The sequence below is a fragment of the Flavobacterium erciyesense genome (assembly GCF_018069925.1).
GTDB classification, from domain to species: domain Bacteria; phylum Bacteroidota; class Bacteroidia; order Flavobacteriales; family Flavobacteriaceae; genus Flavobacterium; species Flavobacterium erciyesense.
In genome coordinates, this window is the sequence record NZ_JAGPXB010000012.1 from 14,959 (window position 1) to 40,692 (window position 25,734).

The window sequence follows — 25,734 nt, forward strand, 5'->3', positions numbered from 1 at the left end:
ACCTAAAAACATGATGCTAATTCGATATTTATCGCAAATAGGAAGATACTTCTTGATGCTACAAGAAATTTTTAGCAAACAAACCAAATGGTCTGTAATGAAAAAATTAATTTTCAAAGAAATTGATGATTTAGTTATAGACTCTCTTGGGATTGTAGCTTTTATATCTTTTTTCGTCGGAGGTGTTGTAGCGATTCAAACAGCCTTGAATTTAACCAATCCTTTAATTCCAAAATACCTCATCGGATTTGCTACTCGCCAATCAGTGATTTTGGAATTTGCTCCCACTTTCATTTCAGTTATTATGGCTGGGAAAATGGGTTCATTTATCACATCAAGTATCGGAACAATGCGAGTAACCGAGCAAATTGACGCTCTCGAGGTAATGGGTGTAAATTCATTAAACTATCTTGTTTTTCCAAAAATTATAGCACTTTTATTGTATCCGTTTTTAATAGGAATTGCTATGTTCTTGGGTGTTTTAGGTGGATGGACTGCGGGAGTTTACGGAGGTTTTATATCAAGTAGTGAATTTATCACTGGAACACAAATGGAATTTATACCGTTTCACATTGCGTACGCGTTCATCAAAACTTTAATATTTGCAATGTTACTAGCTACCATTCCTTCATTTCACGGCTATTACATGAAAGGCGGGGCACTAGAAGTAGGAAAAGCGAGTACCGTTTCCTTTGTTTGGACATCTGTAAGCATCATCTTACTTAATTACATACTAACTCAATTGCTACTTGGATCATGATTGAAGTAAAAAATATCGAAAAATCATTTGGCGGCGTTAAAATTCTAAAAGGAATTTCAACCACATTTGAACCCGGAAAAACCAACCTTATCATTGGTCAAAGTGGATCTGGAAAAACAGTTTTACTAAAAAGTTTATTGGGTATTCACCAACCAGAAAGTGGACAAATTTGTTTTGACGGCCGTGTCTACGCTGAACTTGAAGATGATGAAAAAAGAGAATTACGAACTGAAATCGGAATGGTTTTCCAAGGAAGTGCCTTATTTGACTCCATGACAGTTGCAGAAAATGTCGCTTTTCCGTTACGCATGTTTACAAAAGACAATCCATCAAAAATTAAAGAACGAGTAGATTTTGTACTTAATCGTGTAGCGTTAGTCCATGCTCACAACAAATTACCTTCAGAAATTTCAGGAGGAATGCAAAAGCGTGTTGCCATTGCGCGCGCCATTGTAAATAATCCTAAATATTTGTTTTGCGACGAACCCAACTCTGGATTAGACCCTAACACAGCAATTTTGATTGATAATTTAATTAAAGAAATCACCGAAGAATACAACATTACCACCGTAATCAATACGCATGATATGAACTCGGTAATGGAAATTGGGGAGAAAATTTTATTTTTAAAAGACGGCTTAAAAGCTTGGGAAGGCAATAAAGAAGAGATTTTCAGAACCGATAACGAGGCAGTTGTAGCCTTTGTCTACTCATCGAATTTGTTTAAAAAAGTAAGAGAAGCTTATCTAAAAAGCTAGTTCGAACGAATTAGCTCCACCTCAGCATTTGGATTAAAAAGATACAAACGACCCGAACTAATTTCTAAACATTCAAATCGTTTGGTTCTAACGGCTATCTTTTTAAAAATTTTACCGTTTTTAATTCTAAATACACTCCCGTAAGGAATTTCGAAAACGTAGTTTTTATCCGTTTGCTGATCGTATTGTTTTAAAGCCAAAGACAATGTTGTATCAGTGTCGCTACTAGCGCTTGGATTTCTGAAATGTCTAGCTAATAAGGGCAATAGTTGATTTGGGAAAATTTCTGGCCTAATATACGGCACCATCAACTGTTGAAAAGTGTACTTCCATTCTTGCCCGTGCGGTTTGATGTTTCGACCAAACTTTTCAAAAGCTACCAAATGGGCAATTTCATGAATTAAAGTGATTAGGAATCTAAATTTATTTAAGCTACCGTTCACAGTAATTTCATGTTTCCCGCTTAGCCCTTTCCTATAATCACCATGACGCGTGCCTCGTTCGTTCACAATTTTAAGATGAACACCATGCGCAACAATCAAGTCAAATGCAGGTTTGACAGCGTGATCAGGTAAAAACTTGGCTAGTGTTTCAATCACAACAAACTTATTTTATGGATTGGTAGATGAAACTTGCAACACTTTACCATTAAAATATTTATTGCCATTTAAAGTAAAATCATAAATATAATTAGCCATTTCATCAGCTTGAATTGGTGCTTGATAACCAGGAAAAGCTTCTTCTAACATTTCTGTTTGCACAGAACCCAAAGCCAAAACATTAAACGAAATGCCTTTTCCTTTGTATTCCTCGGCCAATAATTCTGACAAGGTAATTACAGCGCCTTTGCTTGAACTGTAAGCCGCTAAACCAGCAAACTTCAAACTTCCTTGAATGCCACCCATCGAACTAATAGTTACCACGTGACTACCCTTAACCAAGTAAGGAACGCATATACGAGTCAAATTAGCCACACCAAAAACATTTACTTTATAGATGTTCTCAAAATCAACTTGCGTCGTTTCTGCGAAAGGTTTAAGCAATAAACTACCTGCATTATGAATTACTGCATCAATATGTTGCCAAGAAGTACTCAAAAACTCTTGAACTTGAACCAGCGATCCTTCATTAGCTAAATCAACAGACAAACAAGTGATGTTTTCATGTTGCATTAAAACAGCAGGGATATTTCGTGACAAGGCCAAAACTTCATGTCCTGCTTGAGCAAATTGTAATGCTAATTCTAATCCAATTCCTCTACTTGTACCAGTAATAATTATATTTTTCATACCACAAAAATAAGCAAAAACAAGAAAATCATAGTCGGTTTACAAAACAAAATTCGGTAGCAATGTCGCGCTTATGATTGTTAATTTTGTATTTTTAACTCTTGTCATTAAATACAATTTATAATTATGAACACATCACTTACTTTTGCACAAGCACAACTATCAGACATCGATAGCGTACTTGAATTACAAGAATTATACTTAGTGACTAACTTATCCGAAACAGAACGTGCAGAAGGTTTCGTTACAACACCATTCACGGTAGAACAACTGAAAACAGTAATCGATAAAAAGGAGTTATTTTTAGCAAAAGAAGGCAAACGTGTAGTAGGATATATTTTTGCAGGCAGTTGGCAATTTTACCAGCAATGGCCCATATTTTCCTTCATGAGTAGCTTGATTACGCAGTTGACTTTTGCAAATAAAAATGTAGATCTTCAAAATAGTTTTCAGTATGGCCCCATTTGTATTCATAAAGAGTACCGCGGCACCGGAATTATTAAACCTTTATTTGAACTAATGCGCAACGAAATGGTTCATAAATATCCTCTGGCCTTGACTTTTATAAACAAAGCCAATCAGCCATCAACAAAAGCACATACTGAAAAACTAAATTGGAGTATTATAAGCGAATTTGAATACAATACCAATTCGTATTATATTCTAGCTTACGACATGCAAAATGAATTAAAATGATTATTTCAACATCTTCATTTCTTGCGTAGGCGTGTTCGTCATTTGCGTAATGGCCGGCAACATTTCTTGAATGAATGAAGTCATGTGAGGAATATCCATCGCTTTAAAATCATCGGCAACGTGATGGTAATATTCAAAGTTCTCGAAGTCAAATGTACTTACCGAATGACAAGGCACTTTAAATAAATCATAAAAAGAGTAGTTATCAGAGCGAAAAAACAATTGGTATTCTGCCTCTTTTGGCAAGAAACCGATGGTATTTTTACCCGTGTACTCATTGATTTTAGCCGCCATATTCGACTTGTCGAAACCAGTGATATAAGCCAAATAATCTCTCTTCATAGGTACACCAATCATTTCAATATTAAAATGCGCGTACAAATTGAATCCTTGTGTTTTAAGTTTTTTGGCTAAATGTTTCGAGCCCAACAAACCTTTTTCTTCACCAGCAAAAAACACAAACAAAACACTTCGCTTGTTGTTTTTAGCTTGACTGAAATATTTAGCCATCTCAGCTACTGCAGTGGTACCAGAGGCATCGTCATTGGCACCATTATTAATAAAATCGCCGTTAACTCCTTTTTTGGTAATACCAATGTGATCATAATGCGCACTCAAAATGATAAACTCATTTTTTAATTTGGCATCAGTTCCTTCGATATATCCAACGACGTTAAAAGCCGTTCCTTTAAAAGTGCTCAATGTATCTTTGTACGAAGTAAAATAAGGTTTTACATTGTTATCTTTTAAAATTTTCTCCAAATAATCAGCTGCTTTTATCAAGCCAATCTGTCCAGTTTCGCGACCTTCCAATTCATCCGAAGCTAAAAATTGTAAAGTAGCAGCAACTTCATCTGCTTTTACTTTATAATTTACAGTTGACTTTGATTCGACTGCTTTTTGTTGTGCCAAAACAGCTGGAGCAACTAATAGAGTAAAAGCTGCCGCTGTAAATGTGACGATGTTTTTTTTCATAGTTTTTAAAATTAGTTTTTTTGTTGTTTTATGACTTGGTACTTTCCTTTTTATGGTACTTCTTATACACTTTGACTACCTGAAAAAGTGCTAAAACCACAAAAAACAGAGGAATTATCACTGGAAAAATATAACTAGAATAATCACTAGTATGTGTTGATAATTGGTTTAATACCAAAATTAAAGCCAACATTCCTGAAAAGGTACCGAGCAATGTACCTGCAATGTAAAACAGTTTAAGCTTATTTCCTACTGAAATATATTTACCATTCATTAGGTATAAATTCCAACCCGTCCAAAATGGTATTTGTAAAAAATTAATTGCGCTTAAAAATACGCCAATTAGAAACGGAGAATAGTACAAATAAGTTCCTAAAACACTTTGATTATCACTCGAAGCCTGAGACCCAGCATAAAATGAATATCCGATAAGCAACAAAAAAACAATAGCGAAATAGTCAATGTACCGCATCAACTTTAGATTTTCAACTAAGCGCTGCGCAAATTTTAGGGTATAAAAAATCACAAAACCTTCGACCAAAACAACACCTAACAGGAACCAAATCAAAGATAATAATCCTTGGTTTCGGTGAATTTCAAAACCTACTACATTTAAATATCCCAACGGAATCGAGCCTACAAAACTCACCAAAAACCCAACTAGAATATTTTTTACGATTTTCATGATTTAAAAATTAGCAATCTTTTTACTTTGCTCCAAGTGTAAGCGGTATTCTTTCATCCCTTCTTTATGAGACAAGTAAGGCGCACCTTTTTTATGATTGGCTACACTAATTTCATACATGTAGGTAATGTGTCGTGCGAGTTCTTTCCAAGCAAAAAAGATGGAATGCTTTGGATCGTAAATATGCGTAGGCTCACTTGCGGCACCGTTCAATTCTACCACGGCAAAATTTTTCCCTTCTTGTAACTCAGCCATCTTGTTGTACATAATATCTAGCCTACCAAAATAAAAACCAGGAATTTGCAAGCACATTTCGTTAATAGCCTGCGTTAATTGAGGCGTTATCCAATGGCTGCCATCAACAAATTTAGCACCTCTAGCATGGTTACCGTAAGGAACTAGATTTACTTTTTCGTTTAGCGGAATTACTTCTTGCAATTGTGCTCCATACTCCTGCTTTAAAACTTTTAATTGTAACTCGTAGCGCGGATTTTGTTTGATCAATTCCTCCATAGTCGATTTACCATCGCCCTTTATGATTAGAAATTCTTTCGAAACAATACCTGTTATTCTACCCAACTTTTCATGCGGATAGCGCACATAAAAAATTCCTACTTCCTCACCATATGGAATAAAATTTTGAACCAAATAATCAAAGTTAGCCTTGGTAGCATACTCATTCAAATCAGAAACCGATTCGATTTTTTTTACGCCACCACCACGCAAGCCAATATCTGGTTTTGCAATTAGCGGAAATTGAATTTGATTCTTTTCTATTAAAGTTTGAACTTCGGTTGTAGGTGTACCCTCAGTTATCAAAATTGTAGTTGGGTAATATTGTTGCGGAATAATATCGTAAATTTCTTTTTTAGACTCCATCATAAAGCCGCCATTTTTGATAGTCGGATTAGAAGCATTAAAGAAAAAAATGGATTTCGCTTTAATGGCATAGTACGACCACAAAAAATAAATTGGGATGTAAACAATTAGAAAAGGCCAGTACTCCCAATGAGTAAGTTTATGAAAAAATAGTTTCAAAATTTAAAATTTAGACGGTGATAAATGAGGTTGTAAAATCCTCTTGCGTGATCAAATCATAGTGCAATACACCCACCTTATTTTGTTGTAAAATCGCTTGCGTAATACTTAAGGTTTGCATTTCATCATTACGATTAATAACTAAACCATTTTCTTTATTATCGTTGTGCGTGTATCTATGAAATTGATACATATTGTTTGCTGAAACCTGCTGCTTTTCATTCATATATTGATGAAACCAAGTCGCGCGTTCCTCACGCACAGCTACAGGATACAGGGTTGAGGAAGACCAAACATGGGGCTGATTAACATCCAAAGCTTTTGTTTCTTTTTCTGAACCATTCCAGCGCAATTGCCATAATTGTTCTTCTTGAAACAATACTAATGTAAACGGTTCAATTTGATCTAAATCTATAACATCCCAAGACGCTCGTGGTGAAGAAGCGCTAATCACATCCAAAACAATTAAACCGCGACTTTTACGGTATGGCAATTGTACCTCGTGCTTTTCCTGAGCACCGTTAAGCAAAACGAGAACAGCACCTGCTTCATTAGTTGCAAACCATGTTCCGCCTGCTTTTGGATCTTTAGGAAAAATTATATTTTGATTATTAACACGATAACTTTGTGGCGGTATAGCACTTGGTCTGATTATTTTTTCGTCTCGATTAGATGTAATAATGATACCATCTGCGGTTTTTACAAAACTTACTGTGCACATTGATTTCTATATTCGATAGTGGATCTGGCAACGCCAAAATTAGGATCGATACTCACGCTTTCACACTGCAAAATTGCTACTTTAATAAGTGCTTGATGATGAATACAATGCTCTAAATTATAAAGCAATTCTCTGTGATAATTGGTGCTAATACGTATTTCTTCACCATCGATTATTTGCAACAATTCCATGTCTTTATTTTCGCGATCCAAATTTTCCTGAATGGCAATGATATTCTGTATTGCAAACTCTGTGTCGGTTTGAATACGTGTGTTGCGAGCTCTTTTATCATAATTAACACAACCTGACTCGTATTGATTTTCCAAACACTGAAACATTTCAATTATGTGACGCGTATGCTCACCTATTGTGGCATTACTTAACTCTGCGCAGGCTTGAGAATACTCCGTTTGGGACAATTGTTGGAGTAAGTCAGTCAACTCATTCAAGCTATTTTGTACAGAAGATAATAACATATATTTACTAATTGAACCTATTTATTAATTTATTTGTTTTTTTATGCTAACCAGCTAACACAACAAAGAAAGGCAATTAACACCAAAATAAAAAGTGCTGTTTCATCATTTTTCAGCTGAATTGAAATTCAAACGGTACGCGATAAAAAATCGCAGTGTTAATCAAATTAAAACCTGTTACAAATAGCTTTTGGTCTTTACAAAAATTTAAACGGAGCTTTTACAATTATATTAAACCAAAGAATGAAAAACATCTTATTATTTTGCAATTGCTGGTATACCGCCTGCTGGAACCCATTTCTTTGCTTATGTGTAAATGTATTAAAAAAACAAAACCCTTTCTAACCGAAATTAGAAAGGGTTTATTTTGTAATATTAAATACTTACGCCAGCATGGTAACTGGGCTTTCGATAAATTGTTTTAATGTTTGTAAGAACTGAGCTCCTGTAGCACCATCAATAGTACGGTGATCACATGCAAGAGACAACATCATGGTGTTACCCACTACAATTTGACCATTTTTTACCACTGGCTTTTCTACAATTGCTCCTACTGATAGAATAGCGGAGTTAGGCTGATTGATAATTGAATTGAATTCTGTTATACCAAACATTCCAAGGTTAGAAACTGTAAAGGTACTACCTTCCATTTCTTGTGGACCTAATTTTTTGTTTTTAGCTCTTCCGGCAAGATCTCTTACACTCGCTCCAATTTGAGATAAGCTCATTGCATCTGTAAATTTCAATACAGGAACAACCAAACCGTCTTCAACCGCAACTGCTACTCCAATATTTACGTGGTGGTTGATAGTAATTGCATCTTCTTTCCACTGAGAGTTAATTTTTGGATGTTTTTTCAATGCCAAAGCACATGCTTTAATCACCATATCATTAAATGAAACTTTAGTATCAGGAACAGTATTGATCACTGCTCTTGAAGCCATTGCATCATCCATAGAAACCTCAATAACTAAATTGTAGTGTGGTGCTGTAAATAAAGATTCCGCTAAACGTTTTGCGATAATTTTACGCATTTGCGAATTCTTAATTTCCTCTGTCATCACTTCACCTGCTGGAACAACTATTTTTGGTGTAGTTACTGTTTCAACAGTAGTTGCAGCTTGAGCAACTGGCGCCGCTGCTGCTGGACTGAAGTTTTCAACATCACTTTTAACGATTCGACCATTTTCACCTGAACCTTTTACTTGGTTCAATTGAATACCTTTATCGCTAGCTATTTTTTTTGCCAATGGCGAAGCCAAAATACGCTGACCTGCAACTGCTTCTTGAGCAACTGGAGCTGCTGCGGGAGCTTCAACTGCTGGAGTTTTTTCTGCTGCTGGAGTTTCAGCGGTTACTGCTGCTGCGCCTGGAGTATAATTTCCTGCCAATGCGCTAACATCTGTTCCTGCTGGACCAATAATAGCTAACAAACTATCCACTGGAGCAGTACTTCCTTCTTCGATTCCGATATGTAAAAGCGTACCTGCGTTGAAAGACTCAAATTCCATTGTAGCTTTATCGGTTTCGATTTCGGCTAAAATATCACCTTCAGCTACCACATCACCTACTTTTTTCAACCAAGTAGCCACTGTACCTTCGGTCATAGTATCGCTTAAACGAGGCATAGTAACCACTACTACTCCTTTTGGTAATGAAGTCGTTGCAGGTGTTGCTACTTCTGTTTTAACTTCTTCCGAAACTGGAGTTGCTTCAGTAACTGGTGCTGCTTCAACAGCTGGAGCCGCTGTACCACCAGCTAATAAAGCTGAAATATCTTCGCCTTCTTTACCAATAATAGCAAGCAAAGAGTCAACTGGAGCAGTTTCCCCAGCTGGTATGCCTATGTGTAAAAGAATCCCTTCATTAAAAGATTCAAATTCCATTGTTGCTTTATCTGTTTCAATTTCAGCAAGAATATCTCCTTCGCTTACTTTATCACCTACATTTTTAAGCCAAGTTGCAACGGTTCCTTCCGTCATAGTATCGCTTAAACGAGGCATTGTGATTATTGTTGCCATAATTGATTATAGTTTATGAGGTATAAAAGGATAGTTTTCTTGTTCGTATACTACGTCATACAATTGTTGAATTGGCGGATAATCCGACTCTTCAGCAAATGTTGCACATTCCTCTACTAAATCTTTTACGCGTTGATCAATTACTTCAATTTCTTCGGTAGTAGCATAATTTTCATCTTTAATTATATCTAAAACTTGTGTAATTGGATCTATTTTTTTGTACTCTTCTACCTCATCTTTTGAACGGTACAATTGCGCATCTGACATTGAGTGTCCTCTGTAACGGTAAGTTTTCATTTCTAAAAACGTTGGTCCGTCACCGCGACGTGCTCTTTCAATTGCTTCTGTCATTGCCTCTGCTACTTTTACAGGATTCATTCCATCAACAGGACCACATGGCATTTCGTATCCTAAACCTAATTTCCAAATATCAGTATGGTTAGCTGTTCTCTCTACAGATGTTCCCATTGCATATCCGTTATTTTCTACGATAAAAACCACAGGAAGTTTCCACAACATAGCCATATTAAATGCCTCGTGCAATGAACCTTGACGCGCAGCACCATCTCCAAAATAAGTTAATGTTACTCCACCAGTATTGAAATATTTATCTGCAAAGGCAATTCCAGCGCCTACTGGAATTTGAGCACCTACAATTCCGTGACCACCATAAAAACCGTGCTCTTTAGAAAAAATATGCATTGAACCACCCATACCTTTTGAAGTACCAGTTACTTTTCCTAAAAGTTCTGCCATTACTCTTTTTGGATCAACACCCATACCAATTGGTTGCACGTGATTACGGTAAGCTGTAATCATTTTATCTTTTGTCAAATCCATAGCATGTAAAGCTCCTGCTAATACTGCTTCTTGACCATTGTATAAATGTAGAAATCCTCTAACTTTTTGTTGAATGTATAAGGCGGCAAGCTTATCCTCAAACTTTCTCCAAAGCAGCATATCTTCATACCACTTTAAATATACTTCTTTTGTAACTTCTTTCATCTGACTTTTTCTTTTGCTAAAGTGTTATTGTGTTATCAATTTGTACCTATAACGCAAAATAGTTTCCTCCCACAAATTTGCGAAATGCAAAAATAAGACATTCCAACCTAGAACTAAAATATAAACACCAATTTTTGGCGCTTTTACAAGAATTTTTTATCGAACATAAAGGGCAGTAGATTTTTAAGAGAATCTGATTGATACACTGCTCCTATTTCGCCCATGAAATATATTTCTATTGGAACCTCTTGTTTGATTTCGTACTCTGCAATAGACTGTCTGCAAGATCCACATGGTGGAATTGGCGCCGTAGTTTGATTGGTATCAGAAGCTGCAGTGATGGCCATTTGCATTATTTTGGCCTGCGGATATTTTGCACCAGCATAAAAAATAGCGACTCTCTCTGCACAAAGCCCTGATGGATAAGCAGCATTTTCTTGGTTCGATCCTGTAATTACCTCGCCGTTGTCTAACAGCAGCGCAACACCCACTCTAAATTGTGAATAAGGGGCATAGGCATTTTTTCGTGCTTCGACAGCTTTCTCCATCAATTCCTGAACTGGAGCAGGTAAATCAGTTGGCGCATCGAACACATTAAATTCTGTTGTAATTGCAATTGTTTTCATTTTTTGTAAGGAAAAAAAATCCAAATTTCATTCGACTACTCGGAATGAAATTTGGATCGTTATTTATTATTGAATTAAATTTTAGTATACTTCGTATTTATCACCAAAATTAAACGTTAGTGAAAATCGTAAGGTGTTTTCTAATGGGTTTCGAACATTTGACGCAGAAAACAAATAAGAAACATCTACTTTGATTGCCGTATATTTAAAACCTGCACCTAGACTTAAAAATTGTCGAGCTCCTTTTTCTGGGCTTTCGTGAAAGTAACCCATTCGCAAAGCGAAAGAATCTTGATACATATATTCAGCACCAACAGCATAAGTTACCTCTTGCAATTCTTCGCTAAAACCACCTGGCGCATCTCCAAAAGACTTAAAAACACCTGAAGTCCAGCCTATAGAACGGTAATTGTTTCTATTTTGATTGACTTCATCATTAGTAGTGGTTCCGTCACCATTTAAATCTGAATCTTGAAAACTTGGAATCAACAGCTTATTAAATTCAACATTAAGCGCTACTTTATTAAAATCATCTAGGATAAAATCGAAACCAGATCCTATTTTTAAATTAGCTGGAATAAAGTTGCTGTTAAAATCATCATTGTCGTAACTAATTTTTGGACCTAAATTTTGGATATTAAAACCTGCTCTCCAGCGACCATTAAAATCACTGTACGCTATTTCTTCAGACTGATAAAATCCAGCAACATCAACCGCAAAGGTACTTGCTGAACTTGCATCTGTGTTATCTGACGCCACCTTTAGATTAGAATTTATGAATCGACCACCAACAGCCATTGAGAACTTTTCGCTTAACTTTAAGGAATATGACCCATCAATTGCAAGCTCATTTGGAGACACAATTCTTGCCGGATCAATTGCATTGTCTCGTAATTCAATATCGCCTAATCCAAAATAACGCAAACTACCAGCAAAGGCACTTTTCTCGTTGATTTTTTGGTAGTAGGTTAACTGAGCCAACGAAATATCGTTAACTAAGTCTGTTAAATACGGAGTGTAACTTACTGAAAATCCGTTTGCATCTTCTGCAAAAGCATATTTTGCGGGATTCCATTGTTGTGAGGTCGCATCGGCAGATGTAGCAACTCCAATATCACCCATACCTGCAGCTCTTGCGTCAGCAGCGACTAATAGGAACGGAACACCTGGATTAAGAGTTCTATCTTGCGCTACAGCGCTCTTACAAGCAAAAATAAATATAAATAGTGGTATTATTTTTTTCATTATGATGCTAAAATTTAAGGAACAAATATACTATATTATTAAAGGATTACAAGTTTTTCAAATTTTTCGGATTTTTTGTTGGTTAAAGTTGATTTTACTGTCAACTTATACACATAAACCCCTTTACCCAATCTATCGCCAAAATCATCCTTACCGTCCCAAGTGATGTCCTTTGACAAGAATCCTGCAGTAGTAACGATTTGGTTTTTAGTCCACACCACTTTTCCTGTTACCGTCATGACTTGTACTTGCACTTCTAAAGGTTCAAACGGCCTATTGTGTGTAAACCAAAACTCCGTGTAACTCACAAAAGGGTTAGGATAATTTAGCACCCTAGTCAAACTCACTACATCATCGCCCACCACAACAAATTGAATTTCTGCCGTAACCGGATTATTATAAACATCCCAAGCCGTAAAGGTTATGGTGTGCAAACCAGGCTCCAAATTACGAAGCGGAAAACGCAACGTACCTTTTGTAAAATCATCAACATTGGCTTGATAGTAATCATTGAGAATAAGAGGATTGTTGACATCTCCATCTAAAACTGCAATGATATCATGACCAATTCCGCTAGCTGTGTTAATACCGTTCTCATCTTCAAGGTAAGCTACAAAAAAGGGCGAAGCATTTGTAACTCCTCCTGATACAAATGTCTCGTCGTTCATATATAACTGCACTCTCGGACTAATATTGTCTGCCACTGCATTTTCGTTAATACCACCTACCTTTATGGTAGTATCAAATCCCGCTTCATTTTGTAAAACTTGTGCTCTTTTAGCATAAAAACTAATACGTCCTTCGCCAATAGGAACTCTAATATCACGCGGTACGACAAAACTAAACTCGAACTTCCCCGCAGTAATACTTGCGTTTCCTCTAAAAATAGTCTCACCTAAAACATTAAAATTGATTGGCGGACTATTCCCATCATTATTAAAGGTGCTGCGAGCAATCATTTTATCAAAAACAGAAGTACTAAGTTCTCCGTTGTAGAACGTAAGCGGATTGTTGTTCTCATCTGTAATTTCTCCGGCTAATTTTATTTTAGAAAGCGATTTAAAATCAGGAAGCATTTCTGTAACGGGAGTATCATTTACTCTAGTGAGTCTAATTTTTGGTTTGGCAATAGCAAGCATCAACGCAGGATCACCAATATAAAAAACCACGTTTGTTGCCGATGTGGGATTACTATTTTTCGAAATGCGCAATGCCTCAGCAATCGTTGTGTATTGATTAGAACCAAAGGAAAGTAAATTTTTGGTAAACGTATCATTGAAAGTTTCGGCACTAAATTGACCAATAGATCTAATTGTGGTGATCATTGCAATAGCACCACCCTTGGGATTCCAATAAGTAAATTCACCAGCAGTTGGACGAAACGGGTTATCAAAGCGCGAAAAATCACAAGTGATGGTTATAAACAAAGGATATTTGTAACGATTACTCAAATTTTGTCCATCTGATTTTTCCCAAATACGCTCTGCTGACAATCCATCTTCGCCACCATGACCGAGATAATTAAACACAAGAGCTCCTTTTTCGAAAGCATTAAAGAAATCAGTTCTCGCTTTTGGATAACGCGAACCTCCTGCGGAAGCTTCTTGTGTATAAGAATCCAACAAAATTTTACTGACGTTAAAAAAAGGCTTTTCGGTTGCGATGGTATTTGCTAAATTATTTTGCTTGTTTTGCAAATTTGCATCTGACGGCACGTCAGAATCATCGGAAACCAAAACAAAATTGTTCCGCCAACTTCCGTAAGAGGCCAAATCATGGTATTCAAAAACCTTGGTAACCATTTCTTCAGCTTGCTTGCTATCATTTACTAACATTCGTCCTACCGCAATATCTATTCCACCAAAACGAGACACAATATTCCCTTCATTAGCATCCATTAATCCGTAGAAATCATCAGAGGCATATGACGATTCTCCAGATGTATTACTATTTAAGGAGTGATAAATAGGAACAATATTTGAATTATTAGGGATTCTGTTTTTATAATCGTAAGAAGCATCTCCAAAAAGATTTATGTACTTGATACGCTTGTCCGGAGAAGAAGCATTTTGATACATATATTTAACACAATTTCTAATAGCTGCAATATCTTGTTTTCCTGATGAGAATTCCTGATAAATTTGCTCTAACGGAATTACCCTTACCTTTAAATTGGAATTAGTACGATGAAACGCTGCCAATCGCTCTGCTTGCGAAAGCAGAAATGAAGGTGCAAAAATCGCGTAATCAATATCCTGAAAATTACCTTGCTCATTTTTTAATAAGGTCCCTTTCAAATTCTGATTTGCAACTTTTGCGTTGGCTTCCCGCATTGGCTCTAAATAATCAGCACTATCTACTGCAACATATTTGCGAACCTCACCGAGCACTGCTTTAAAATTAATAGTATTTTGATTGGAATTAGCTAGCGATGCAACGTTGTGTAAATCTGTCACATCCCAAATTTGACTTATCTGTGCTGCATTAGCTACAACATAATTAGCAACACCACTGCCAGAAGCGGCTTGCTCGTATTGGAAAAGAAACTGTTTGCCATAACCTTGTAATTTTCTTTTAGCCTGTAATCTGATATGATCTAAAAAACCTCGAGAACCCGGAACGCCATTGTTGTTGTATTTCAATTTTATTTTAACTGTTTCTGCCGCCGTAAATTGAGTGTTAGCAGGAAGCGATGCCGCAAAATAAGCCACGTCTGAAGCCGCATTTAAAGCAGGAAAAGATAATGATCCAGTAACTGCGCCATTGGCACTTATTTCGAAATTAGTTGTGGCAAAAGAGGCAGATGCTGCCGTAACCATTAATTTAATAGGGCTTGAGGTATCAATATTAGGAAAGGAAAAATCAAACTCTTGCTCTGCTTTCACATCAAAAGTTTCTCCAAACCACTGCCTGCCCAATCGAGCTACATTTACTAAATCTTGTTCGTAAAATTGGTAATCGTCAAATGAACTAATATTTAATGTAGCCAATGCCGTTGGCTGTGGAAGAGGCGTCATTCGCTTTCCATCGGCACCTTGCACATTGATATAATAATAAGATTTGCTATCGTATAAATTTTGATGTGTTCTACTTTCGTCATTCCAGTTGGCAACGCCTTCGCCATAAAAAAGAATAAAATCTTCATTATTAAAAATACCGTCGGTTTCACCTACAACTTGAATGGCATTCTCAACAAGATCATTTGGATAAAAAATTGAATTAGCAAGCGGTAACATTCTACCGCCGTTACCATAAATTTTAATTTTACGTGGATCTACTCTGCCAACATCAATGCCTAACTGTTGCAAAAAAGAGCGACTAATCCTGTAAGCTCCAGATTTTTCAATATAAAATCGATACCAATTACCGGTTGCTAACACCGAGTTAGTAATTGCATTAGTTCGCGCATTTTCTGCACGCAATCTTGAAGCAGTAGAATTAATTTGATAGGTAAAGGAAACAATTTTTTTTACACCCAACCCATCTTTTACAATTGGCGAAATATGAATAAAGGCATCCACTTGGTCACGAGATTTTTTAATATCAAGTTCAGCGACAACTTTGTCTGGAATTGATTTTAAATCCAAATCTCCTAATTCATCGATGCCTATCATCTGGTAATTGACTGATGTAACCCGCAAAACACCTTCGTCAGAAACAATAGGCTGAACAACACGGTGGGTATATGAAATGCTTTTGTTAGTATCATTATACCCAAAACCAAGATTTGAAAAGGACGGAATTACTCGCTTGAAATCGCCATAAAACATCTCTTTTTTTGCAACCCAATCTAAAACAACTTCACCTTTAGTTTGTGCGATAGACCCGCACGAGACAAGGAACAGCAGAAGTAAAAGCGTATTTTTCATCATGATTTTTAACGGGATTGTACAGACCTTATTATTAATGCGTAAAAATAAATCATTTCGTGCCATACTGAATAATAAATAGTATAAATTTGCGTTCTATTAAACAATTTAATGTTAAAATTAGATTGATAAATTTTTTAAAAAAAGTTAGATGCCAATTAATTGTTAATTATTATATTGCGGCATTAAAATTATTACCCCAAAAAGAGTATGAAAGCAAACAGAATTATGGGCTTACAGGCTTTACTTGCAATTATGTTGTTAGTAGGTTTTTCCAGTTGTAGTAAAAAATCCAGCTCAAAGAATACATCTAGAGCAACGGGTTGGAACATGGATAGTAGAAAAGGCTCTAGTAAAAAGAAGCAAGATGCAGGACCAGGATTGGTTTTTGTTGAAGGAGGAACCTTTACAATGGGTAAGGTACAAGATGACGTAATGCACGATTGGAACAATTCACCAACGCAGCAACATGTACAATCATTTTATATGGATGAAACAGAAGTTACCAATTCGATGTACTTAGATTACTTAGATTGGTTAAAAAGTGTTTATCCACCAACCGAAGAAAATTATAAAAACATCTACGAGGGAGCATCTCCAGATACTTTGGTATGGCGTAATAGATTAGGATACAATGAAACAATGACTAATAACTATTTGAGACATCCGTCTTATGCGGAATACCCAGTAGTTGGTGTTAATTGGATTCAGGCTGTTGAATTTAGCAACTGGAGAACGCAACGTGTAAACGAAGCTTTGTTAGAAAAAAACGGTTACCTAAAGAAAAATGCAAAGACCAAAGACGTAACTGCTGAAAGTAATTTTGATACCGAAACGTATTTAGCTACACCAACTTCTGCTTACGGAGGTGATGAAACTATTGTATTAAAAAAAGGAGCAAGAAGAGCACCTGCTGGTAGAAATGGAACTGCCGCAGAACCTAAAAATGTTTATGCACAAAGGTCTTCTGGAATCTTATTACCAGAATACCGTTTACCAACTGAAGCAGAATGGGAATATGCTGCTGCTGCTGATGTAGGACAAAGAGAATACAATATTTATAAAGGACAAAAGAAATATCCTTGGTCTGGAGGATACACTCGTTCAGGAAAAAGAATGAGCAAGGGAGATCAACTTGCAAACTTCAAACAAGGAAATGGTGATTACGGCGGAATTGCAGGATGGTCTGATGATGGCGCAGATATCACGAACGAAGTAAAAAAATATCCTGCTAACGACTTTGGATTGTATGATATGGCCGGAAACGTTGCAGAATGGGTACAAGATGTTTACAGACCGATTGTTGACAATGAAGCTAATGATTTTAACTACTTCAGAGGAAACCAGTACACAAAAAACAAAATTGGTGCTGACGGAAAAGTTGAAATTGTTACCAAAGCGAACATGAAATTCGATACGCTAAGTAATGGTAGAATTATCGCAAGAAACTTTCCTGGTCAAATTGCACAAGTACCTGTTGATGAACAAGAAACTTACTTGAGACAAAACTTTGACAAAAGCAACAACATCAATTACAGAGACGGTGACAAACAGTCTACTCGTTATTACAATTTTGGAGATTCAGAATCAGATGACGACAAAGCAAAATCAGACAAAAAAATGTATAATTCTCCTAAACACAATGTTACGACAGACAGTTTAGGCAAAATGGTTAGAAAATACGATCGCTCTAGTAAAAGAACAACGTTGATTAACGATGATTCAAGAGTATACAAAGGAGGTTCTTGGAGAGATAGAGCGTATTGGTTAGATCCAGCTCAAAGAAGATATTTCCCTCAAGATATGGCAACAGACTACATTGGATTTAGATGTGCTATGTCACGTGTAGGTCCAAAAGCAGACAAGAAAAGATCTGCTAGAAACTAAAATCAAAACATAATTTACCCACAAAAGCCCTTTGATTAGGGCTTTTGTTTTTATACGCTATTGCTATGGACATCAATCATTTGCACCAACTTTTTCTTAAATGCAGCTCAATATCAATTGACACTCGAAAAATTGAACCTAAATCTTTATTTGTAGCTATCAAAGGAGAACGGTTTGACGCGAACACTTTTGCTGAAGAAGCATTAATCAAAGGCGCATCATATGTTATTATTGACAATGCTAACTATTTCATTGATCACCGAACCATACTTGTGCCAGATAGCTTAACTACATTACAAGAGCTAGCTAAGTTTCATAGACTGTACTTGAAAATTCCAATTGTGGCCCTTACTGGCAGTAACGGAAAGACAACTACGAAAGAACTCATTAATGTGGTTTTGTCAAAAAAATTCAATACTAAGGCAACGGTGGGCAACCTTAACAATCACATTGGCGTGCCTTTAACACTTCTTTCCTTTGACAAAACAACTGAAATAGGAATCGTTGAAATGGGTGCTAACCACCAAAAAGAAATTGAATTTTTGTGCGAAATTGCACAACCAGATTTTGGATATATTACTAATTTCGGAAAGGCACATTTAGAGGGATTTGGGGGAGTTGAAGGCGTAATTAAAGGTAAAAGTGAAATGTATAACTACCTTCAAAAAGCAACCAAACTAGCATTTGTAAACTTAGAAGATAACATTCAGATAGAAAAAACAAATTCAATAGAGCGTTACACTTTTGGAGTTAATAAAAAAGAAGCAGATATAAACATCTCCGCTATTGAGGCAAAACCTCTTGTGAAAATAAACTATCATAACGTTGAAATACAATCACAATTAATTGGGTTGTACAATGCCAACAATATTAATGCTGCCATTGCAATAGGAACCTATTTTAAGGTAGCACTAACCGATATTAAAGATGCACTGGAAAACTATATTCCTGAAAACAACCGATCGCAATTGATGCAAATAGGAAGCAACAAGATTATCTTAGATGCCTACAACGCCAATCCAAGCAGTATGAAGGTTGCTATTGCTAATTTCATTCAGCTACAAGACTTAAATAAGATATTAGTCTTAGGAGATATGTTTGAGCTTGGAGAAGAAAGTGCACAAGAGCACAAAATCATAGTAGAATCGTTACAAAATGAACCAAACATCATTTGTTATTTTGTTGGAGCTGATTTTAAAGCCCAGCAAATAGCACAATCAAATTTATTGTTTTATGAAAGCTTTGATGACTTTACCAAAGATTTAGCCAACATTACATTCGATAATAATTCAATCTTGATAAAAGGATCTCGCGGTATGGCACTCGAACGCACTACAGCCTACATCAAATAAAAACAAAGCCCTACTTATAATAATGTAATTAGGGCTTTGTTAATTTAAATACTCATAAGAAAACCAGTGAGATTTTCTTTTTTATTTAGCCCTAGCTTTTTACGAAGTCGATAACGGGCCAACTCTACTCCACCAGTAGAAATGTTCATGATTTCTGCAATTTCCTTTGTAGACATATTCATCAAAAGGTAGGTTGACAAATCCAACTCTCTCGGGCTAATTGTAGGATATTGTTCTTTCAATCGTTTCAAGAAATCAAAATGAACATTTTTAATATGTTTTTCAAGATCCTTCCAACTTTTATCTGCATTTACTTCCTTTACAATACTTTTGTTTAATTTGGAAAACTGAAACTTTGTGGACTCATCAAAAGCATCTGCATTAATATCTTTTAATTTATGGATAATTCCATTCAAAATCTTATTCTTCTTTACAACCTGCAGTGAATTGTTAACCAACTCTTTATCCTTGGCTAAAATTTTGATCTTTAATTTATCGTTTTTTAATTTCTCAATCTCTTTTTCTAAATCGTATTGCTCTTGTCTAATTTTGGCTTCGCGTTCTAGATATAGCCTTCGTTGCTCTATAGTTTCATAGTATTTGTTCTTTCTTATTTTAACCTGAATTCGGTTCCTAACAAAGAAAACACAACCCACAAAAAGCAACACATAAAGGAGGTAAGCCAAAGCATGTCGATACCAAGGCGGAGCAACTCTAAAATCGACTTTTACTACTTGAGATTCGACTCCGTTACTATTTCTAACTTTTAAATTCATAGTATAACTACCCTCTCTTAAGTTGGTATATTCCTTAATAGAAGAATTCGACCAGTTACTCCAGCGCTCATCAAACCCTTCTAATTGGTATGAAAACTCTACATTTTCTAAATTTTCATAGATTGGAGATGAGAATGTAAACCTCACTCGATTAGCACGAAACGGAATCGTTATTGATTCTGTGGTCGCGCCTCCATTACCAAACAAAATAGTATCCTCTGGATATGAAAAACTACGAATAAAAGCTTGAGGTTTTTGCAATGCGTTATTAGTAATCGTAGCATTATAATGAGCAAGACCATCTGTAAGACCAATTAAAATATCTGAGGGATTTATCACATTTATTGACATATAATTAGACACTAAATTACCAGATAAATTACTAAATGCAGCCATTTCATTCTTATAACCACCACCATTTTGCTTGCGCAAAACACCTAAGGACTCTTTATAGAAATACCATACGTTTCCATATTTATCTTGGCTTAGTGCCGAAATTTGAGGCAAATATTGAAATATTTTAGAAATTTTGCTATCCTCATAAAATAAGGATTGTTCTTCAGAAAAGCGATAAAAGCGATTTTTATTTTGAAAATAAACTATTCCATTAAGCAATTGTACACTCCCAATACCTTTATTTATAGCATTGAAATTAGAATAGGATTTAACTTTATGAAATTGAGTAAGATCAGAGTTAAAAGCCAATTGATACATCAAATTATCTTTTTTTAACCACAAATTATTCTGATCAATTTCAAAAGTATTAACAGATAAATCAAATCCTGAAATTGCATTTTTAAAACGGTATCCTGTTTCAGAATTTTCAAAAAGCGTGAACCCACTGTAGGTTGAACCAACTAGATAATTGGGTTGATTGGGCACCGATTTAAAACCAAAATGCCCCTTTTCGTTCAAAACCTTTACAACTTTTGCTCCAGAAATTAATAGCGCACCTCTATTGTGCGCACAAATGAGTTGTCCATTTACCACTTGAATATTCCACGCTTGACCAGTGGTACCAGCAACAATTTTAAAATTTCCATCTCTAAAACTAGAATTCCAAGAGTGATAAAATAATCCCTGATTGGTAGCAACATATAAATTACCTTGGTGAATTACCGATGCATAAACTGTACTTAAATTATAACTAAAACCAAAAAATGAAAAAGGCGAATTCTCATTTACAAATGCAATACCATTATCTAATCCTAACCACAAATTTTTCTTGTTATCGATAAATGAGGAAAGAACTGTGTTATTTTGCAATCCTTGTTGGTAATTGATGTGTTGGATAATTTTGCCATCCAAATCACAAATTATAATTCCATCAAGAACAGAGTTGAGTGCAATATTGTTCTTACCCACCATAACACCACCAAGACAACTATTGCGAAGCATAAATTGATTGGCCTCCGTTTTCCAAGGACTTAGGGTTCCTTCACTGTACAAAAACATTCCTTTATCCAAGGTACCAATAAGTAGTTGTTGGTTTGACAGAGGAAAAATACCCCATACTTCAGTAGAATTTAAAATTGTTGTCCCTTTTAACGGACGCAATCCTCCATTGACATATTCAAGTAAACCAGCTTCTTTATCCTGAAATATCAACTGATTATTTACCACATAAGAAAATTGAAATCTGCTGACAGGATTTAAGATTTTTAGTTTTCCACTTTTATAAATGTAGGCTCTTGAAAAAGATTGAAAAATAACTTCGTCTTGATACAAGTGAATTTTCCATATAAAATCGATTGACTTAATACGACTAGATTCTAGTAATTTTGAAATCGAAAAATATTCCAATTTACCCTTTCTATTGGCTTTGTAATAACCAAACTCATCATAGCCTCCTACATAAATCCGCCCTAAAGAATCAATTCTGAGCGATCTAACCGCAACCGTATTTAGAAGAGCATACCTGCGCCAAGAAGCCCCATCATACTGTAATAATCCATTGTTGTTTGCAAAATACATATTTCCATTTGCATCCTGATCCATGCACCAATTTTGAGTTCCGGCTCGATAATCTAACTTTTTATAATTTCTTACCTCTGGTAATCCTATATTTTTCACTTGACCAAAACAAGACAGAGATGCAGAAAATAAGCAAAGAAGTAGAATAATATAATTAGGGAATTTCATTTTTTAAACTAAAATTTATTAAAAAAACCTCACAAGAATTTTAAACACACAAAAAAAAGACATTTTTCCATATAAAAGATAAATGTAGTGGTTTTTAAATCAACTGCAATTCTGAAAATAAAACAAAAAATAATTTTAAAACTTGATCATCAATATTTTAAAAATATTTTGATGTGTTTTTGTAAAGTAAATAAATACAATCTGATGTGTTTTTGTAAGGAATTATAAAAATGAATTATAAAAATATAATGTTAGTATTGCATCAAATTGCTAATTAATTAACCAAAATTTTTAGAAATATGAAATTTACAAAAGTGTTTATTTTTTGTCTATTATCTATTCTTTTCACAGCGTTTGCACAAGCGCAGGAAACAAGCGTGAAAGGAAAAGTCACTGACGAAACTGGTATGCCTATCCCAGGAGTAAGTATCCTTATTAAAGGAACTACAAAAGGTACTACAACCGATTTTGATGGACTTTATCAAATAACAGCTAACGCAAAAGCAATACTTGAGTTTAGCTATGTTGGCTATACTACCACAAGCCAAGTTATCAATGGAAGGCAAAATATTTCGATTAAATTACAACCAGCAACCGAAAACCTGCAGGAAGTTGTAGTAGTAGGATACGGCACTCAAAAGAAAAGTGTTGTTACGGGAGCGATATCAAGTGTAAAAGCAAAAGACTTAGAAAAAGTACCTAACGGAAGAATTGAGCAAGCTCTTCAGGGTCGCGTTTCTGGTGTCACTATTGCAGCAAGTTCAGGTCAACCAGGATCTGGAAGCACAATCCGAGTTAGAGGTGTCACCACTTTTGGAGATGGAGGAAACAATCCGCTTTGGGTAGTTGATGGTGTTGTGGTAGATGGAAATGGAATTGGGTTTTTGAACCAATCTGACATTGAATCTGTCGAAGTTTTAAAAGATGCCGCATCGGCAGCAATTTATGGAACTCGCGCCGCTACAGGAGTTATTTTGATTACGACTAAAAAAGGTAAAAATGGTAAAATCGCAGTAAGTTATACCGGATTTTCTGGATTTTCATCACCTGAAAAAACACTAAATCTGCTAAACGCAACACAATACGCGACTATATTAAACGAAAAGTCAACTGCAGCAGGTGGTTCGCCTGTGTTTGCCAATCCATCATCCTTAGGTGTGGGAACCGATTGGCAAAAAGCAATTTTCAATAAGTCAGCATTCCGTTACTCACATGAAGTAAGCCTTAGTGGGGGTAGCGAAAAATCAAACTTTTATGCTTCGTTTGGTATTCAGGACCAAGAAGGAATCGTTATGACCGAAATTTCGAATTTTTCAAAGAAAAACTTCCGACTTAATTCTACCCACAAAATATCAGACGTGTTTACGTTTGGTCAAACACTTGGTTTTTCTAGACAAAAATCAACAGGGATAGGAAATACAAATAGTGAATTTGGAGGTCCTTTAAGTTCTGCTATCAACTTAGACCCAACTACACCATTAGTTGAAACAGATCCTACAAAAGCTAACCAAGCACCATACGCTGGAAATCCAGTAATTAGAGATGCTAATGGCAATCCTTACGGAATATCAAGTTTAGTTGGACAAGAAATGACCAACCCACTAGCCTACGCCAAAACAAGATTAGGTAGTTTTTCCACTTCTGATGATATTGTTGGAAATGCTTATTTAGAAGCAGGTATTTCAAAACATATAAAAATTAGGTCTACGCTTGGAGCAAAATTATCAACTTGGGGCGGGCAAGGTTTTACTCCCGTATTTTATTTAAGTGCCACTTCAAATGTGTTAAAAAACAATTACGCTAAAAGCGAAAACAAAAGCTTTGCTTGGAACGTAGAAAACATTGTTACTTACACCAACAAATTTGCAAAACACAACCTGACCGTATTATTAGGACAAGGCTCGTACGTTGATAATATTGGCGGTGGTTTAGGAGCTACTTTATTTGGTTTGCCAATATCGAATTACAAAGATGCTTCCTTCAATTTTGACATTCCACAATCAGACCGCACTAGCTACACCTACGATGCAACTGTGCACAAATTAACTTCGTTGTTTTCACGTGTGAATTATGATTATGATGAAAAATACCTTTTTACGGGTATTATTCGTAGAGACGGATCAAGTCGTTTTGGAGGCAATAACAAATTTGGTGTTTTCCCATCATTCAACTTAGGTTGGGTTGTAACCAAGGAAGAATTCTGGAAAGAAAACAAATTTGTAAATACTTTTAAAATCCGTGGAGGTTACGGAATTGTTGGTAATGATGCTATTCCGGATTTTAGATACCTATCATTGGTTGAAGGAGGTTACAATTACTCTTTTGGAAACACAGGCGCAATCACTACGGGTTACGCAAATCTTACTTTAGATAACCCTGATTTGAGATGGGAAGAAACTTCGCAAGCAAACATCGGATTTGAGTCGAAATTATTAAACGATTTTACCTTAACTGTAGACATGTACAAAAAATCTACAAAAGGAATTTTAAGACCAATTAATATTCCAGGTTATGTTGGAGTTACTGCCAGTCCAGTGGGCAACGTTGCCGATATGGATAACAAAGGAATCGAGATTGAACTTGGATACAAAAAAAGCTTCGGAGATCTTAATTTTTCTGCAAATGGAAACATTGCTTATTTAGAAAATAGGGTGACTTATGTAGCTTCTGACTCAAATTTTATAGGAGGAGATGCTTCATTCCAATCAATGGGACAAGTAACTAGAACTCAAGTAGGACAATCATACAATTCCTTCTTTGGGTTTAAAACTGCCGGTATTTTTCAAAACCAAGCCGAAATTGATGCTTACACCAATACCTCTGGCGGATTAATTCAACCTAACGCACGCCCAGGAGATTTCCGTTGGGTTGATACCAACGGTAATGGCTCTATTGGCGATGACGATAGACAATTTTTAGGAACTAATATTCCAAAATACACCTACGGTTTGACTTTAAACTTTGATTATAAAAACTTCGACTTAATGATCTTTTCGCAAGGAGCAGCTGGAAATAAAATTTTCCAAGGTTTACGTCGTCTAGATATAGGAAATGCGAACTACCAAACAAGCGCTTTGGGCAGATGGACAGGCGAAGGTACATCCAATACTTACCCACGTTTAACGAACAACGACAGCAACAACAACTTTGGAAGAATGTCTGACTTTTATCTTGAAAAAGGAGATTATTTGAGATTAAAATTGATCCAATTAGGATACTCATTACCAACCAAAGCCATTAGCAAAATTGGAGCAAGTAAACTACGATTTTATGTAAATGCTGAAAACTTATTTACCATAACAAAATACACAGGTTACGATCCAGAAATTGGAGGTGGTGTATTTGGCATCGACAAAGGAATTTATCCGCAAGCAAGAACCTTCATGCTTGGAGCTAATGTACAATTCTAAAAC

19 protein-coding genes are annotated in these 25,734 nt (G+C 35.8%); 6 read left to right on the forward strand and 13 right to left on the reverse strand.

Annotated features, from left to right (window positions below):
• Positions 1-10: 10 nt before the first annotated feature.
• Together KBJ98_RS11805 and KBJ98_RS11810 are read left to right on the forward strand one after the other, a co-directional pair.
• Entirely contained in the window at positions 11-760 is a 750-nt protein-coding gene (locus KBJ98_RS11805) for an MlaE family ABC transporter permease (protein ID WP_210790930.1), read from the forward strand.
• A complete protein-coding gene (locus KBJ98_RS11810) occupies positions 757-1,518 on the forward strand; it encodes an ABC transporter ATP-binding protein (RefSeq protein WP_210790932.1) in 762 nt (253 codons plus the stop codon). Before KBJ98_RS11805 ends, KBJ98_RS11810 begins: the two co-directional genes overlap by 4 nt.
• Here KBJ98_RS11810 and KBJ98_RS11815 read toward each other — a convergent pair.
• Both KBJ98_RS11815 and KBJ98_RS11820 read right to left on the reverse strand, forming a co-directional pair.
• Positions 1,515-2,117: a SprT-like domain-containing protein gene (locus KBJ98_RS11815; protein ID WP_210790933.1), complete on the reverse strand. Its 603-nt coding sequence runs from the start codon at positions 2,115-2,117 to the stop codon at positions 1,515-1,517. The genes KBJ98_RS11810 and KBJ98_RS11815 overlap by 4 nt on opposite strands.
• 12 nt (positions 2,118-2,129) lie before the next feature.
• Positions 2,130-2,807, reverse strand: a complete 678-nt coding sequence (locus tag KBJ98_RS11820; RefSeq protein WP_210790934.1) for an SDR family NAD(P)-dependent oxidoreductase — start codon at positions 2,805-2,807, stop codon at positions 2,130-2,132.
• Between the two features lie 126 nt (positions 2,808-2,933).
• Here KBJ98_RS11820 and KBJ98_RS11825 point away from each other — a divergent pair, with 126 nt between their 5' ends.
• Complete coding sequence (locus tag KBJ98_RS11825) at positions 2,934-3,503, forward strand: GNAT family acetyltransferase (protein WP_210790935.1); 570 nt, start codon at positions 2,934-2,936, stop codon at positions 3,501-3,503.
• Here KBJ98_RS11825 and KBJ98_RS11830 read toward each other — a convergent pair whose 3' ends face one another.
• The 10 genes from KBJ98_RS11830 to porU all read right to left on the reverse strand — a co-directional run bounded on the left by KBJ98_RS11830 (position 3,504) and on the right by porU (position 16,164).
• Positions 3,504-4,478 carry a M20/M25/M40 family metallo-hydrolase gene (locus KBJ98_RS11830; RefSeq protein ID WP_210790936.1) on the reverse strand — a complete coding sequence of 325 codons (975 nt, stop codon included), beginning with the start codon at positions 4,476-4,478 and terminating at the stop codon, positions 3,504-3,506. It abuts the gene before it with no gap.
• Between the two features lie 28 nt (positions 4,479-4,506).
• Positions 4,507-5,163: a hypothetical protein gene (locus tag KBJ98_RS11835; protein ID WP_210790937.1), complete on the reverse strand. Its 657-nt coding sequence runs from the start codon at positions 5,161-5,163 to the stop codon at positions 4,507-4,509.
• 3 nt (positions 5,164-5,166) lie between these two features.
• Positions 5,167-6,201, reverse strand: a complete 1,035-nt coding sequence (locus tag KBJ98_RS11840) for an ATP-grasp domain-containing protein (RefSeq protein ID WP_210790938.1) — start codon at positions 6,199-6,201, stop codon at positions 5,167-5,169.
• A gap of 10 nt (positions 6,202-6,211) precedes the next feature.
• Complete coding sequence (locus KBJ98_RS11845) at positions 6,212-6,922, reverse strand: NRDE family protein (protein ID WP_210790940.1); 711 nt, start codon at positions 6,920-6,922, stop codon at positions 6,212-6,214.
• A complete protein-coding gene (locus tag KBJ98_RS11850) occupies positions 6,910-7,398 on the reverse strand; it encodes a DinB family protein (protein WP_210790942.1) in 489 nt (162 codons plus the stop codon). The genes KBJ98_RS11845 and KBJ98_RS11850 overlap by 13 nt, the downstream gene beginning before the upstream one ends.
• 383 nt (positions 7,399-7,781) lie before the next feature.
• Entirely contained in the window at positions 7,782-9,419 is a 1,638-nt protein-coding gene (locus KBJ98_RS11855) for a pyruvate dehydrogenase complex dihydrolipoamide acetyltransferase (RefSeq protein ID WP_210790944.1), read from the reverse strand.
• A 6-nt stretch (positions 9,420-9,425) separates the two neighbouring features.
• The gene (gene pdhA, locus KBJ98_RS11860) at positions 9,426-10,424 is read right to left on the reverse strand and encodes a pyruvate dehydrogenase (acetyl-transferring) E1 component subunit alpha (RefSeq protein ID WP_210790946.1); all 999 of its coding nucleotides are present in this window, start codon (positions 10,422-10,424) and stop codon (positions 9,426-9,428) included.
• A gap of 143 nt (positions 10,425-10,567) precedes the next feature.
• Positions 10,568-11,050, reverse strand: coding sequence for a cytidine deaminase (cdd, locus tag KBJ98_RS11865; RefSeq protein WP_210790948.1), 483 nt, complete (start codon positions 11,048-11,050; stop codon positions 10,568-10,570).
• A gap of 81 nt (positions 11,051-11,131) precedes the next feature.
• Entirely contained in the window at positions 11,132-12,295 is a 1,164-nt protein-coding gene (porV, locus tag KBJ98_RS11870; protein WP_210790950.1) for a type IX secretion system outer membrane channel protein PorV, read from the reverse strand.
• Positions 12,296-12,333: 38 nt separating this feature from the next.
• Entirely contained in the window at positions 12,334-16,164 is a 3,831-nt protein-coding gene (gene porU, locus KBJ98_RS11875; RefSeq protein WP_210791029.1) for a type IX secretion system sortase PorU, read from the reverse strand.
• Positions 16,165-16,374: 210 nt separating this feature from the next.
• On the opposite strand from porU, the gene gldJ reads away from it, so the two are divergent.
• Positions 16,375-18,051, forward strand: a complete 1,677-nt coding sequence (gldJ, locus tag KBJ98_RS11880; protein ID WP_210790951.1) for a gliding motility lipoprotein GldJ — start codon at positions 16,375-16,377, stop codon at positions 18,049-18,051.
• A 65-nt stretch (positions 18,052-18,116) separates the two neighbouring features.
• The gene (locus tag KBJ98_RS11885) at positions 18,117-19,403 is read left to right on the forward strand and encodes a UDP-N-acetylmuramoyl-tripeptide--D-alanyl-D-alanine ligase (RefSeq protein WP_210790953.1); all 1,287 of its coding nucleotides are present in this window, start codon (positions 18,117-18,119) and stop codon (positions 19,401-19,403) included.
• A 44-nt stretch (positions 19,404-19,447) separates the two neighbouring features.
• Here KBJ98_RS11885 and KBJ98_RS11890 read toward each other — a convergent pair whose 3' ends face one another.
• Complete coding sequence (locus KBJ98_RS11890; RefSeq protein ID WP_210790954.1) at positions 19,448-22,321, reverse strand: triple tyrosine motif-containing protein; 2,874 nt, start codon at positions 22,319-22,321, stop codon at positions 19,448-19,450.
• Between the two features lie 299 nt (positions 22,322-22,620).
• Between KBJ98_RS11890 and KBJ98_RS11895 the strand changes: the two genes are divergently transcribed.
• A complete protein-coding gene (locus KBJ98_RS11895; RefSeq protein WP_210790956.1) occupies positions 22,621-25,731 on the forward strand; it encodes a SusC/RagA family TonB-linked outer membrane protein in 3,111 nt (1,036 codons plus the stop codon).
• Positions 25,732-25,734: the final 3 nt, after the last annotated feature.